Source organism: Bartonella tribocorum CIP 105476, from assembly GCF_000196435.1.
Lineage (GTDB): Bacteria > Pseudomonadota > Alphaproteobacteria > Rhizobiales > Rhizobiaceae > Bartonella > Bartonella tribocorum.
The window spans coordinates 1,223,255-1,238,392 of sequence record NC_010161.1 but is presented as its reverse complement, the minus strand read 5'-3'; the positions used below and the strand labels follow the sequence as shown (position 1 = coordinate 1,238,392).

Annotated in this window: 12 protein-coding genes, 1 tRNA gene and 1 pseudogene; 5 read left to right on the top strand and 9 right to left on the bottom strand. The window is 34.6% G+C overall.

The window, feature by feature from the left end; genetic code table 11:
• Positions 1-944 precede the first annotated feature (944 nt).
• Together BTR_RS05515 and BTR_RS05510 are read right to left on the bottom strand one after the other, a co-directional pair.
• On the bottom strand, positions 945-1,841 hold the full coding sequence (locus tag BTR_RS05515; RefSeq protein ID WP_012231737.1) for a septal ring lytic transglycosylase RlpA family protein: 897 nt from the start codon (positions 1,839-1,841) through the stop codon (positions 945-947).
• Positions 1,842-2,379: 538 nt separating this feature from the next.
• Positions 2,380-2,455, bottom strand: a tRNA-Lys gene (locus tag BTR_RS05510).
• A 1,102-nt stretch (positions 2,456-3,557) separates the two neighbouring features.
• Here BTR_RS05510 and lexA point away from each other — a divergent pair.
• Complete coding sequence (gene lexA, locus BTR_RS05505; protein ID WP_012231736.1) at positions 3,558-4,271, top strand: transcriptional repressor LexA; 714 nt, start codon at positions 3,558-3,560, stop codon at positions 4,269-4,271.
• 468 nt (positions 4,272-4,739) lie between these two features.
• Positions 4,740-6,053 carry a 30S ribosomal protein S12 methylthiotransferase RimO gene (rimO, locus tag BTR_RS05500; protein ID WP_012231735.1) on the top strand — a complete coding sequence of 438 codons (1,314 nt, stop codon included), beginning with the start codon at positions 4,740-4,742 and terminating at the stop codon, positions 6,051-6,053.
• A 546-nt stretch (positions 6,054-6,599) separates the two neighbouring features.
• Here rimO and ttcA read toward each other — a convergent pair.
• From ttcA to BTR_RS05480, 4 genes are all read right to left on the bottom strand, one after another.
• Positions 6,600-7,466: a tRNA 2-thiocytidine(32) synthetase TtcA gene (gene ttcA, locus BTR_RS05495; RefSeq protein WP_012231734.1), complete on the bottom strand. Its 867-nt coding sequence runs from the start codon at positions 7,464-7,466 to the stop codon at positions 6,600-6,602.
• A gap of 260 nt (positions 7,467-7,726) precedes the next feature.
• Positions 7,727-8,344 (bottom strand): 30S ribosomal protein S4, encoded by a 618-nt coding sequence (gene rpsD / locus BTR_RS05490; protein ID WP_012231733.1) that lies wholly within the window; start codon positions 8,342-8,344, stop codon positions 7,727-7,729.
• A gap of 172 nt (positions 8,345-8,516) precedes the next feature.
• Positions 8,517-9,344, bottom strand: a complete 828-nt coding sequence (gene murI / locus BTR_RS05485) for a glutamate racemase (RefSeq protein ID WP_012231732.1) — start codon at positions 9,342-9,344, stop codon at positions 8,517-8,519.
• A complete protein-coding gene (locus tag BTR_RS05480) occupies positions 9,344-10,174 on the bottom strand; it encodes an RNA methyltransferase (protein WP_012231731.1) in 831 nt (276 codons plus the stop codon). Before BTR_RS05480 ends, murI begins: the two co-directional genes overlap by 1 nt.
• 254 nt (positions 10,175-10,428) lie before the next feature.
• Here BTR_RS05480 and sfsA point away from each other — a divergent pair, with 254 nt between their 5' ends.
• From sfsA to radC, 3 genes are read left to right on the top strand one after another with little or no spacing between them, the layout of a single operon-like run.
• Complete coding sequence (sfsA, locus tag BTR_RS05475) at positions 10,429-11,145, top strand: DNA/RNA nuclease SfsA (protein ID WP_012231730.1); 717 nt, start codon at positions 10,429-10,431, stop codon at positions 11,143-11,145.
• Complete coding sequence (gene map, locus BTR_RS05470) at positions 11,138-11,968, top strand: type I methionyl aminopeptidase (RefSeq protein ID WP_012231729.1); 831 nt, start codon at positions 11,138-11,140, stop codon at positions 11,966-11,968. Before sfsA ends, map begins: the two co-directional genes overlap by 8 nt.
• A 17-nt stretch (positions 11,969-11,985) precedes the next feature.
• Positions 11,986-12,780 (top strand): RadC family protein, encoded by a 795-nt coding sequence (gene radC / locus BTR_RS05465; RefSeq protein WP_038473569.1) that lies wholly within the window; start codon positions 11,986-11,988, stop codon positions 12,778-12,780.
• 43 nt (positions 12,781-12,823) lie between these two features.
• Here the strand turns inward: radC and BTR_RS05460 are convergent, their stop codons facing one another.
• From BTR_RS05460 to BTR_RS05450, 3 genes and pseudogenes are all read right to left on the bottom strand, one after another.
• Positions 12,824-13,036: a DUF3126 family protein gene (locus tag BTR_RS05460; protein WP_005773530.1), complete on the bottom strand. Its 213-nt coding sequence runs from the start codon at positions 13,034-13,036 to the stop codon at positions 12,824-12,826.
• A gap of 609 nt (positions 13,037-13,645) precedes the next feature.
• Positions 13,646-14,419: an alpha/beta fold hydrolase gene (locus BTR_RS05455; RefSeq protein WP_012231726.1), complete on the bottom strand. Its 774-nt coding sequence runs from the start codon at positions 14,417-14,419 to the stop codon at positions 13,646-13,648.
• Positions 14,416-14,928, bottom strand: a pseudogene (locus BTR_RS05450) (DUF192 domain-containing protein). The gene BTR_RS05455 and the pseudogene BTR_RS05450 overlap by 4 nt, the downstream one beginning before the upstream one ends.
• Positions 14,929-15,138: the final 210 nt, after the last annotated feature.

The following is a 15,138-nucleotide window of genomic DNA, read 5'->3' as shown; positions in this document are numbered from 1 at the left end:
AAGATCAGCATAAAAAACCATTATATAGGAAAAAAATTTCTTATTTCCGCAAATTGAGGAATTCTTGACAACTCAAGAAAAGGTTTTATTTTCATTCAGCATGAGCAAAAGTAAAATGATATACTTTTTATGTTTTATATTTCTAGTACATTGATTTATTTATGATAAAATTTTACTTCTTTAACTTTAAGCTGACAAAAATACTATAAGACTCTCTCATCATCTCACTTCTTTGAAACAATTAAAATCGCTTTTTTAACATTCATAAGAAAAGTTAGTATAGGGGGAAGGATTACTAAAGAGAGAGTAAAAATACTTTTTATAAATCTCTTAAGTCTAAAGGATTATTGAAAAAACATAAGAGCTTTGCATAAATGTATGATGGTATCGGTTTATATCTTCATACGTGTAAAAAATGATGCCTAATGGCTTAATAGTTCTACTATTCACAAACGCTGTTATAAAATGGGTTTGAGAATCATACATGCCTCTTTAAAATGAAAAATGAGCACGTGTGAATTGGCAATACAAAAAGTGTATTTATTTGACGGTTTTTAATTTACGTGAAGGGGGTTACTCCATTAAGAAATGGATAAAAAAGCGTGAACCATGCGTAATCTCCTGATAAGGTACTACTTTGTATGCCTTCAAAGACTGCAAAGCCGAATTAAAAGGAAATGTCTTTCCGCTTTTTAGACTTTACATTCTTTTCCAATCAGATTGTATAGTTGTTTTAAAGTACACAAACAGACTCACACAGTCCGCTTACCCTCATTTGGAAAAAGCTGTGACAGCAGAAAAATACACACTTTATCAGCAAGCACTGCCATACAGGAAGATCTGGATAATGGATTGGAGAGACATATTAAATTATTAAATAATAACGCTCACCCTCGACTTTTTTATTTGAAAAAAATATTGATTAAAAATCAATACATTGTTCCTTAAAACAATTGTAGCCAATTGACTTTTGTTCTTTTGTTTGGCTTATTTATAGACGCAACTTGATCGAATGGTACCGGCTTATCAACCATAATAGGACCAATTTCTGGTAATTTCACTACAACGGTTTTATCGCTTTGCTCCTGTGAAACAGAAACTGTTTTAGCTAATTCTTCTTTGTTTCCTGTATTGCGCTCCTTGAACAAAACAGTTTCCCTTTTTTTCAAAACATTTTCTGACGCTAATGAATATGAGGCAGAATTTCCAGGAGTATAAGAGGCCATTAAATATGCACCATCATAGTAGCCAATGGGTGCTTCAGAAATATATTCCACTTTAACATCTGCAACTCCCCTATCCACATAACCAAGTATTGCTGCAGCTTGCCTTGATAAATCAATGATACGGTCTTTCATAAAAGGTCCACGATCATTCACTCTCACAATGAGTGAAGATCCATTTTTCAAATTAGTAACACGAGCATAGCTAGGTAAAGGCATTGTAGGATGAGCAGCAGTCAGAAGATTCATGTCATAAATTTCACCGTTGGCCGTTAAACGTCCATGAAAATCTGAACCATACCATGATGCTTCGCCAACACGTTTATACGTTGGATCATTTTCAGGATAATACCACTTTCCTTTTATTTGGTAAGGTTTACCAACAACCGCCCGCCCACGCTTTTTTTCTTCTGATTGATTTTTCCTATTGGGCATTTGTTTCGGTAGAACAGAAGTATTTACGTCAATTGGTTTATTCTGATAGGAATCTTTTACTGAAAAATGCATAGTTTCGCTTGCACAACAAGACACCAATGACTGAGAAATAACGATCATGGAAAATAATTGAAATGTCGGTTTAATAATAGAAGTAAATTTCTTTTTACTATTTGAAGGCATCTATTCAGTCCACTTATTTTTGTTAAGTACTACTGTAAAAACCACGTCACGCTTTTTGTACGCGAGAGGAGAGTTCACGTTTTTAAATGATATCCCTCGCGCATACACCACCCTTGAATTCGCTCCTTTTATCAAAAAATTAACACATTGTTAACCATTTTATAATTTTCATAAGAAATAAATGTACTATATAGAGATGTTAAAAAATAAAAAATAGATAAATCAATATGTTATAGAAAATCATATTATAATATAAACTGTGAATAAGTATAATGATTTTACCAGCTTGGTTCATGTAATACAGCGGCTATTAAAAAAAACATGAATTGCGAAAACGAGCGGCCACATGCGCTATCAACGCAGGTCTAGTTGTATCGCAAGTTTAAAGCACTTTTGGATTAGATAGGAGAGCATTCTATACCAAAACAGCTAATCACAAATGATTAGTTATAGAATCAACCAAAAAATTGAGACAGTCGAAAAACTAGATATAATCAAAGCAGAAAACATTCTCAAACTTTTCTATAGTATTTAAAGTTGGTGAGCGCGCAGGGATTCGAACCCTGGACCTACTGATTAAAAGTCAGTTGCTCTACCAGCTGAGCTACGCGCTCTCACACAAGCTATCCAGTTTGCAGAAAGTGAAAGGAACATACGGTTGACTTTTCATTTGGTCAACACCTTTTGAAAAAAATATTATTATTTTTTCCAGTTATCAATAATTTTCCGTTTTTTCTCCTTTCCTCGTCATCGTATAGCTACCCTTTGATCTTCTTTTTGAAATCTCGATAGAGAAGTAATCTAACTATAAAAATATTTCATAGATTCGAAGTGCTAAAATTACAAGAAATAAGCCCCTCTTCATCCACACATGGGCTGTTGAGAATCATGGGTAGAGCGGAAAAATACTCCTTACTATAGTTCATTTTTATATCTTTATGTTTAGTTTTCAATTTTCAAATATAAATAGAGGTTTGTAATATAACATTTTGATTTATAATAATTTATTATTCTCTTATCTCAATAAAAGGAGAAGAATAAAACGATTAAAAAAAATGAAAATGCCTCTTGTATTTCCTTTCAATAACAAAAAATTATCGCAACATGAGGGTTGGGCAAAATGGTATGGTGGTATAGACTGTTGAGATGTGAAGATAGCGTTGCCCAATAGATTTTATGTTATTTACAAGATCATTTTGATAGAAGCAGGCATATCGAGAGATATCTTTTTAAAAACAAATATGCGAATAAGTAACAATGTCATCTTAAAGATGTGACTTTTAGTTACGTACAATGATTCTAAGTACATATAAAGTGATCCGTTACGCTATTGCAAGAATGTATTCTATTTAACTTTTTATACGAGAAATGACAAAATACGTAGATATATTAAAAAAGTAGAAGGATAACACTCCGATCATAAAATTTAGTGTAGGATAATTCAGTCAGAGCTATGAAATATTTTCATATATTATTTAATATTAATATAGTTTTATAATATATAAACAATATTATTGATAAATTTATTAAAGTAAAATTTTATAATTATCATACATTAAATATGTCTCTAAATAAACATATTGCTTAATTAACTTGAATTATAAGATCAAAAATAAAGCAAATAATTTTGATTTAGCGAAAAAAAATTGTAGAATTATTATATATACACGTATTTTTTACTGTAATCTTTTTTTATTCTTTTGATTGGAACATTGAATGCTGACATGTAAACAATATGAGTTACTCTTGTTTATTCACAATCATATAAAAGAAACTGGTGTTCCTCCTTCTTTTGAAGAAATGAAAAATGCTTTAGAACTTTCTTCAAAGTCAGGCATTCATAAGCTCATTATAGCCTTAGAACAACGAGGTTTTATACGTCGTTTGCCCAATCGTGCTCGTGCAGTGGAGGTGATTCGACTTCCTGAGAAAATAACATTTAATCTTTCTCTAGCACGTAAGATTTCTCCCAGTATGATAGAAAAAAATAAAAGGGAAATATCAAAAAACTTGATTAATTCGGATAACTTTGAGGCAGAAGAAATAAAAAATATCACTATTCCCATTATGGGACGTATTTCTGCGAGCGTTCCCGCCTCTGCTATACAGCAACAAACAAGCACACTGTCTCTCCCACACGATATGGTTAATACAGGTGAGCACTATGCATTAGAAGTTAAAGATAATTCTATGGTAGAGGCTGGTATCCTTGATAAAGATACGATCATTGTGAAACGACAAAATACAGCAATATCAGGTGAAATTATTGTCGCGTTTATTGATAAAAAAGAGGCAACATTAAAACGTTATCGACGCAAAGGAACCTCTGTTGCATTAGAAGCCGCGAATCCTCACTACGAAGTACGTACATACAAATCTGATCGTGTAGAAATACAAGGCAAACTTACCGGCCTTATTCGCAAATATTAAAGAACAACCCTATTTATAGTACGCTATACATATGCCAATAAAATGCAGTAAAAAACTATTGAGTATTTTTAAATATTGCACCACACGCAATTGACTTTCTCCCAACAGCCAAAGGATGCCGCCCAATTTGGTTTATAAACAATCCAAATTCTTATTGAGCAGGTCTTACTTCTCCTCTTCCCTTTTATGTTTTTTACTGATGCAAGGCTAGACAAGTAAGCTTAAAATATTCACTACGTACTCTAAAAAGAACTTGAATGCTTTGAAGGATTCTGTCTTATATCATCACCCATCAATGATGATATTTTACAGTATAATAAACTAAAATCGTATGCATGTATAAAATATTGTAGAAAAAAATCAAATAAATTTGTAACAGTTTATTATGTATAAAAATAAAGAACATTTTTTACTTTTGTAAGTCAATAAAAGCGGAACTCAGTCGTTCATAGTAATTATAGGATTATCATGGTAGCTCCTCGTATTAGTTTTGTCTCTCTCGGATGCCCAAAAGCACTCGTAGATTCTGAGCGAATTATTACAAGCCTCCGGTCTGAAGGGTATGAAATTTCGCGTCAACATCAAGGAGCTGATGTCGTTATTGTAAATACCTGTGGTTTTCTTGATTCTGCTCGAAAGGAATCATTAGCCAATATTGATGAAGCGCTCAAAGAAAATGGCAAAGTTATTGTGACTGGTTGTCTTGGTGCTGATCCTGATGTTATTCGTCAAACCTATCCAAATGTATTAGCTATTACAGGACCACAAGCTTATGAAAGTGTTATAGAAGCTGTTCATACAGCAATTCCTCCAATTCATGATCCTTTTCTTGATTTAGTTCCTCCCCAAGGTATTCGTTTAACACCTCGCCATTACGCCTACTTAAAGATTTCTGAAGGATGCTCTAACAGGTGTAGTTTTTGTATCATCCCTACGCTGCGTGGTGATCTCACTTCACGCCCCATTAGTGACGTTCTTCGCGAAGCTGAAAAACTCGTACAAGCGGGTGTAAAAGAACTTTTGGTTATTTCACAAGATACGAGTGCTTATGGTATTGATCTTAAATATCTCGAAAATTCTTGGAAAGATCGTACAATTAAAACAAAGTTTTTTGATCTTTGTCGCGAACTAGGGGATATGGGTATTTGGGTACGTATGCATTACGTTTATCCTTATCCCCATGTGGATGAAGTTATCGAACTTATGGCTGCAAAAAAAATTCTCCCTTATCTGGATATTCCTTTTCAGCATGCATCACCGACTGTTTTGCGCCATATGAAACGTCCTGCTCTTATGGAAAAAACAAACCGTAGAATTGAAAAGTGGCGAAAAATATGTCCAGATCTTACTTTGCGATCAACATTTATTGTTGGTTTTCCTGGCGAAACAAATGAAGATTTTAATATGCTGCTAGAATGGCTAGAAGATGCAAAAATTGAACGCGCTGGATGTTTTAAATATGAAGAAGTAAAGGGGGCCGTTGCAAATGATTTGGGATTAGAAAATATTCCTGAGGACGTAAAAGAAAATCGCTGGCATCGTTTTATGGCAAAACAACAACAAATTTCGACACATCTTTTAAAGAAAAAAATTGGAAAAAGACTCCAAGTCCTTATCGACGAAAGTCAAGGAAAAGTTGCCAAAGGACGTAGTCAATACGATGCTCCAGAAATAGATGGTGTTGTCCATATATCATCACGACGCCCTTTGCGTGTCGGTGAATTTGTCACCGTTAAAATCGAACAATCGGATGCCTATGACCTTTATGGTATAGCAGTTTGAAAAAATTTAACTTCCGCCCATCTCCAATGATGAAGCTTCCCATTGGAGAGGATTTACAAAAAAGCGACTGCTTACAATAGGGTGCAATTATTTATGTGATTCACTTCATGAGGATTTACGAACAATATCCTCTCTCTCAATGTTTGCTATACACTCTAAAAATACTTTTTTATCAATCGCTTAATATCATTTTGATCCAACGCTCTCAATGACGAGATGTTTTATTGCACAACAGAATAAGATAAAATAAAATCTAAAAGGTTCTCTCATTTTTACTTTTAAAAAAAGAGCAAACCAACGGTCATATTATTTTCCCATTTTCCATACTGCGACAGTCATTGGTTATTTAAAGGAAGCTTTTTAAATTGTGTTTTATACACACAAGAGCTCTGTTTGTGATATGCAAGGAGATGTTTTATGGATACAATATAAGAAAATTTCAAATAAAACACTTATGGTTGTTAAATTGCAAAGCAATAAATTATCATTATAAATAAGTATCTTATCTTAAACTATTTGAACTTATTTTTTAATATCTCATTTTTATTAATACGTTTTAAAATCAAAGAATTTTTTATCAAGCAAATGACTTGGGCGCACATTCGCTAAAGCGCGAATCATTGTATCTTTACGTCCTGGCATTTGTCTTTCGATATTTTTCAGCATTTCTTTCATTGCATTGCGTTGTAAACCATCTTGACTACCGCAGAGATTACAAGGAATAATGGGAAATTGCATTGCTTGAGAAAATTTTTCCATATCTTCCTCAGCGGCATAGACAAGAGGACGTAATACAAAAAGATCTCCTTCATCATTTTTAAGTTTTCCAGGCATAGCGGCTAATCGGCCACCGTGAAATAAATTCATAAAAAATGTTTCCAAAACATCATCACGATGATGCCCTAAAATTAATGCAGAACACCCCTCCTCACGTGCAATGCGATAGAGATTGCCACGTCGCAATCGAGAACAAAGTGAACAATATGTCTGTGTCTGTGCCAATTTATCTGTAACAATGGAATAAGTATCTTGATATTCAATACGATAGGGAATTTTATAAGAACTCAAAAAATCTGGAAGAATATGTTTAGGAAATCCTGGTTGTCCTTGATCAAGATTACAAGCCAGAATTTCAACGGGTAAAAGACCACGCCACTTTAAATCTAAAAGAAGTGCTAATAAACCATAAGAGTCTTTTCCACCCGATAAAGCGACAAGCCATTTTTTTCCAGTCGAGAGCATCGAAAAATCATCCAAAGCCTGCCGCATATGACGCAAAAGCCGTTTACGTAATTTATTAAATTCCACACTTGAAGGAGCACGCCGAAATATTGGATGACAATCATCTGCTTTGCTTGCCAAAAGCACATCTTTTTCTTCTATTGCCTGATATTCAACTGAAACATCATTCATAATACCATATCCTGCACAAGTAATAGATCATTTTGCAAAGACAGAAACAAATATAAAGAAAGCTTACATTTATATTTTTTGAATTTATAAAAACAGATATGAAAAAAGAAATGGAACTATACAAGCTTATTACACGAGAATAGTGTAATAAACTTAATATAGAACCATTCAAAAATATTTGTTAACTTCAAAGATTATAAAAACAACACAATAGTTTGAAATTATAATAATAAAGGGAAAACAACTTTTTTCATAAAAAATTATCGAGAATAAAACTCAACGACCAAATTAGGCTCCATTTGCACAGCATAAGGAACATCTGCAAAAGCAGGAATACGTGTAAAGGTTGCTTTCATCTGTTTATGATCCGCTTCGATATAATCAGGGACATCACGTTCTGCTAATTGTACCGATTCTAAAACTAAAACAAGCTGTTTTGATTTTTCCCGAACCTCAATAACATCACCTGGTTTACAACGATACGATTGAATATTTGTACGCCGCCCATTTACATTCACATGACCATGATTAATAAACTGGCGAGAAGCAAAAATCGTAGGAACGAATTTTGCACGATAGACCACAGCATCCAAACGAGATTCTAATAAACCGATAAGATTTTCACCAGTATCACCTCGCCGACGAGCAGCTTCAACATAAGTTTTATGAAATTGCTTTTCTGAAATATCGCCATAAAATCCTTTCAACTTCTGTTTAGCGCGCAATTGCACCCCATAGTCAGAAAGTTTTCCTTTACGGCGCTGCCCATGCTGACCTGGACCATAATCACGACGATTGACAGGAGATTTTGGACGACCCCAAATATTCTCTCCCATACGACGGTCAATTTTATACTTTGTTGTTTCGCGTTTACTCATCGCATTTCCTTTAAAATAAAACACGAGATCTTGAAGACCCCAAGGAAACGCGCCCTCCTCTGCCTTTAAATACAAAAAGACTGACAGAATAGCTTAACATACCAATATGCAAAGTTATCCACGGGACACGTCAATTACTGCCATTTTCTTGAAAGAAAAAGCTAGAGCATCTTTATTGATCTCGTATTCTAAAGTCAACTCTTTTCATAAGTTTTAAGCCAAATCCTTTTAACAAATGTTCCGTTGAAGCAGTGATATTTTTCGACGTCAGCAATGCAAAATCTTGATATTTCTTTATGGGTTTCTGATGTATTTTTTCAGACAAGGGCAATAATGATCTAATATGTTTGGCGATCGCTTTTGCTGGATCAATCCATTCAACGGACCATAAAGCTTGTTCACGAAAGAAATTAATCAAAAAAGGATAATGCGTGCAGGCTAAAACAATAACATCCGTACATTTGCCATTTTTTTTCACAAAACATGGTAGGATTTCTTTTCTTAACGCTTCTGAATCGATAGTTTTTCCCCGTAAATGATCTTCAGCAAATCCAGCAAGCTTTTCACTTCCTACAAGCTGAACATGACACTGTCCAGCAAAAGAGTTAATTAATTCATTTGTATAGGCACGCTTAACTGTTCCAGGAGTCGCTAATACGGAAATAAAACCAGATTTTGTTTGTTCAGCAGCAGATTTAATTGCAGGAACCGTTCCTACGAAAGGGACATGAGGAAATTTTTGTCGTAAATCAGCCATCATCAGTGTAGAAACAGTGTTGCAAGCAATCACACATAAGGCAGGATTATAGCGTGTTAAAAGATTTGTGAAAATATTTAAAATGTGCTCTTTTAAAATGTTTTCTTCCCAATTACCATAAGGAAAACCTGCATCATCAGCCACATAAATAAATTGTATTTCAGGGATGAGAACGCGCGCTTCCCTCAACACTGTTAAGCCACCAATACCACTATCAAAAAAAAGAACAGGCCGTTCATCCATCAGTTTTCACACTTATTTTTGATTTTTTGACGATCGCGCTCTTGAGGTGCTCTACTCCCCCGTGGATATTGTGGAGAAAAATGATCCAATGAAGATATAATGCCCCGCAATAAGCGAACCTCAGATTCACTAAAGTTGGCGCGCGTAAAAACAGAGCGCAAATTTGCAAGCATAACCTCTTTTCGTTCTCGGGGTCTAAAATACCCACGGATATCCAAAGCCTCTTCTAATTGAGATAAAAAACCATGAAACATTGTTTTATTTGCAGGCTCCATCTCTGGTGCACGAAATGCCGTATCACTCACATTTTCTAGACCTGTTTTCATCCATTCATAAGACATCAAAAGAACCGCTTGCGCAATATTAAGTGATGCAAAAGCAGGATTAACTGGAAAAGTGATGATTTCATCAACAAGGCTGATTTCATCATTTTCTAGTCCCCATCGCTCCCTTCCAAAGACAATACCTGTTTTATGTCCGATATTTTCACGCTGACGGAGTACATTTGCTGCTTCGACAGCACTTTTTACCGTTTTAAATCCACATCTTTCACGTGCTGTCGTAGCAAAAACATAGTGTAAATCTGCAATTGAATCACGCAATGTATCAAAAATCACGGCGTTGTTAATGACATGATCAGCTTTGCTTGCAGCTGCTCTAGCTTTTTCATTCGGAAATGTTTCTCGAGGTTTGACGAGCCGAAGCTTAGAAAGCCCAAAATTTGCCATTGCCCTTGCAACCATACCAATATTTTCAGGAAGCTGCGGTTCAACTAAAATAATAATGGGACCGTTTGTTAAATTTTCGCGATTCTTATTCGTTCCAGCCATCAACCTTACCTAGTTTCACTTAAACTATCTCCCTCTCCACTATTTTTTTAACGCAAACTTCTTCACAGTACTCTAATGCTGTTTAATAATAAATTTTCAAAGCCATTAAAGTGAACGATGGAGTTTATAACAATTTATTTATATAAGATATCGTAGCGTCTTTTACATTAATTTTATCTTGTTTAGTAGATAACAATGCCTACCAATCATAATCTTAGTTGAATTATGAAATCATAAATCCTAAAAAAAGGAATATGCACTTTATTCCCAAACTTTTCCCTGCAAAGCTTATCCGTCGTTATAAACGTTTCCTTGCAGATGTTAAACAAGATGATCAACATATTTTCACCGTGTCGGTACCAAATACGGGATCAATGCTTGGATTGACAGCTTCCAACGCCAACATTTGGCTTTCATATCATGAAAACACCAAGAGAAAATATGCTTATCAATTAGAAATTGTTGAAGCCGATAATACTTTGGTTGGTATTAATACCACTTTACCCAATAAACTTGTATTAGAAGCAATTCAAAACGGATTATTACCAGAATTAAGTGGATATAAAACAATTTTAAAAGAACAACGCTATGGGACACAATCACGAATTGATTTTCTTTTACGTGATGACAACCTTCCTGATTGTTACCTAGAAGTCAAAAATGTTCATTTTATCCGTCAAAAAGGATTAGCAGAATTTCCCGATACCGAGACAAAACGTGGTGCCCGTCACCTTGAAGAACTCATGCACGTCGTACAACAAGGAAAACGAGCTGCTATGCTTTATATTATTCAACGAGAAGATTGTACAGCTTTTACGATTTGTCATGATCTTGATCCACTCTATGGACGTAAGTTTGATTTAGCATTAAAATCAGGAGTAGAATGTTATGCTATAAAGTGTCACATAAGTGTAGAAGGCATTTTTCCGATTCAGAGAGTAAAAATAGAAAACAGAAGAAACAATGACTGAGTATATTGAATATAATAAAACCCCTTTAAAATTTAATGGAAAAATCCGCATTTTTGATGACTATGCTTTCGCTAAGATGCGTGAAGTTGGTCGTATTGCGGCAGAATGCCTTGATGCGCTTACGGATATGATTAAACCTGGCGTCACGACGCAAGAAATTGATGATTTTGTATTTACTTTTGGTGCACAAAAAGGCGCTCTTCCTGCAGATCTAAATTATCATGGATACAGCCATTCATGCTGTACATCTATCAATCACGTTGTCTGTCATGGTATTCCCAATAAAAGACCCTTGCAAGAAGGCGATATTGTGAATGTTGATGTGACCTTCATTCTTGATGGTTGGCATGGTGATTCAAGCCGTATGTATCCTGTTGGAAAAATCAGACGTGCTGCAGAACGCCTTTTACAAATAACCTACGAAAGCCTTATGAGAGGAATCTCTGTCGTTAAACCTGGAGCAACAACAGGTGATATTGGTGCAGCCATTCAACAGTATGCCGAATCTGAACGGTGTTCGATTGTGAAAGATTTTTGCGGACATGGTATCGGTCAGCTTTTTCATGATGCACCCAATATTCTCCATTATGGAAATCCTGGAGAAGGAATCGAATTAAAACAAGGCATGATGTTTACGATTGAACCGATGATTAATCTTGGTAAGCCACAAGTTAAGATTTTATCTGACGGTTGGACTGCTGTTACCCGTGACCGCTCTTTGACAGCACAATATGAACATACAATTGGTGTTACAAATGAAGGGTATGAAATATTTACACAATCGCCTAAAAATATTTTTTATATTCCAAACTCGCAGATTTAATGCATTGTAGAGATGTTATGGCTAAAAAATTAAATCAAAAAGAAGATATTCAAAGTAATCACTTTGCGTTAACATCAAGTACTCCACTCACCTCAGGATCAGAAAGAAAAAGTGAAGAACCTAAGAAAAATACACAGCTTGATAAACATTATCAAGGACATCGTGAGCGTCTTCGAAAACGCTATTTAAAGTCAAAAGGAAATGCAATTGAAGATTATGAATATCTTGAATTATTGCTTTTTCGCACAATACCTCGCGCAAACACAAAACCTATAGCTAAAAATTTGATAGCACATTTTGGTTCATTAGCTGATGTGTTAGGCGCTGATATTCATCGACTTCAAGAGGTTCAAGGATGTGGTCCGGCAACTGCAATTGATTTAAAAATTATTTCAGATGTTGCTGGACGTCTTGCTCGTGCAGAGTTGTTTAAACGCGATATTTTTTCATCATGGGATAAAGTATTAGCTTATTGTAAAGCGGTTATGGCTCACGAAACACGTGAACAATTTCGTATTTTATTTCTTGATAAGAAAAACGGCTTACTTGCCGATGAGGTACAACAAACTGGAACCATTGATCATACCCCTGTCTATCCTCGTGAAGTTATTTCTCGAGCTTTAGAGTTATCCGCATCAGGACTTATCTTAGTCCACAATCATCCCTCTGGTGATTCCACCCCCTCTGATGCAGATATAACAATGACATACAGACTAAAAGATGCAGCCAATGCATTAGGCATTACAATCCATGATCACCTTATTATCGCACGACATAACCATACAAGTTTTAAAGCATTAAAACTTATATAAACCTTATGGGGAAAAAAGAATCCGCTCAACTATGAATGATGAATCAATTTTCTAAATCAATATCCAATATAGCCATTGAGAAATTGTAGGACAGCTCATCTTCATCTTCATCTCGATAAATAACGCCTAAAAACTCATCCCCCATATAAACCTCACAAGAATCATCTTTTTTAGGCCGTGCTCTGACTTGCAATGCTGAGTTTTGGAATGTATTTTTTAAATAATTATCAAGTTTTTTTATTTCATCAGCATTCACTATGCTCTCCTGTTTTTTGATACGATTAAAATAATTACGTGTCGCGCTAATAAGACGCTCCTCTGATTCTGTAAAGCCAGTAAAAAAGCTTAATCTGAATATTGACTTAATATTACATATATTTTACAGATCTTTCTTTATATCTTCATAAAGAACTTTTATAAAAGGAGTCTATCATTATTAAATATATTCGCATAGATAAAAAATAGCAGAAAACTGTATATGTTTTATAATTTTACTTTATCTCCAATTTTAGCATCTGCATTTATGATGCATGTTTAGAAAAAAATTAATCAACGATTTATAATTTTGTCATTTCTATAAAAAACTAAAATAAAATAATTTTTTATTTAAAATGATATTTTTTAGCGAAAAATATTATTTCATTATTCAAAAATAATTTTTTTAACGCATTTTAAAATATAGTTATCTAACCTTAAAAAAATTACACATCTTCAAAAATATACGAAATAAGCGAATAAGAGTTTATTTTTCTGTCTATTTTTATAAAGAATTATGTCAAAATAGAAAAGTTTTTAAATAATATTTTCAGTTTATAGGCAAAAAATATTGGATATTTTTGTAAATACTAGAACTTATAAAAAATTTTTATTTTATAGGATAACGAGAAAGAAAATCGATAACACCTTTTTTATAAACTTTATCACCTACAGCGAGCATATGATCTCGGCTAGGAATTGATAAAGCTTCACCACAAGGCAACAAAGCTGCTAATGGCTCTGCAGCACCGCCAATCTCATCTAATGAACCAACGGCAACAAGCGCAGGTTGTCCAATTTTATAAATTTCAGACGCCGTCAACTCTTGTTTTGATGTGATTATACAAGCAGCCAAAGCACGTCTATCACTTTTCGTTTGATCGGCAAATTTACGGAACATTAAACCACGCGTATTGGTAATGCTAGAGGGATCTTCTGCTAAAAGAGCCTCAGCAACAGGTTCCCAATTTCCTGCTCCCGTTACCATACCAATACCTAAACCACCAAAAATAACGCTGTTCACATATGTTGGATGCAAAAGAGCCATAAAAGCACTAATACGAGCTCCCATAGAATATCCCATAACATGGGCTCTAGATAATTCTAAATGCTGTAATAGTTTTACTGCATCGCCTGCCATAGCTTGAGGTGTATAAAAGGTAGGATCATAACTTTTAACTGAATCTCCATGCCCCCGATTATCAAGAGCAATAACACGATACCCTGCTTCAGTGAGAATACGAAACCAACCCGTTGTATACCAATTTACCCGCGCAGAAGATCCAAAACCATGAATCAACAAAATAGGTGCGCCTTGTCCTTCTTCTCGATAAGCAAATCGCAAACCATCATATTCAAAAAAACGAACGTCTTCAGCTGTCATTTTTTATTGCACTTTCCACAAACGACAGGATGAATAACACGTTGCCCTTTTTGTATCTGTTTTTCAGAAATTTCACCAGCGTTAATCTCAAGTGCAAAAGCTGCAGGAACGCCTGATGAAATGGTCTTTGTTGAAAATGGAGAAGTGTTTTCAATAATCGATACAATAATCCCTTCAGAGTTTTAAAAAATCATATCTAAGGGCAAAGGTGTATTGGCCATCCACATAAAAAACTTCTGTTCATCTCCCGATTGATAACTTTCTTGCTGCTTAAAGAGCATTGCACGATCGCGTGGAAAATCAGTCCGATACATTAAACCAGCTTCTACTTGAGAGGGTGTAAAAGCAATCTCTACTTTATAAGAAACCGTACCGTTCTCTGTCTGTATTTCTAAAGGAATCGGATGAACAGGGATCTTTATGGGCTCTTTCGCGATAGTAACGCGCATTTCCAACATAAAAAGTATTGCCAATAAAACAATATGCCCTTTTTTAAAAGGCTTTAACATTCTTGTCTCCACAACAGAAAAATTCTATTTCTAAATAAAAACATCAGAGTTTAAAAACTAAAAAACAAGAGAGCTATTCCCCTTTTATTCTTTTCAACAGAATATGCATACTTTTCATTTAATCTATAGATTCACAAAGACCATAACTAAAAAACCTCTGCAGCTATTTAGAAAAATAACCACCCTTTAAAGACACAGAAAAACACTGAG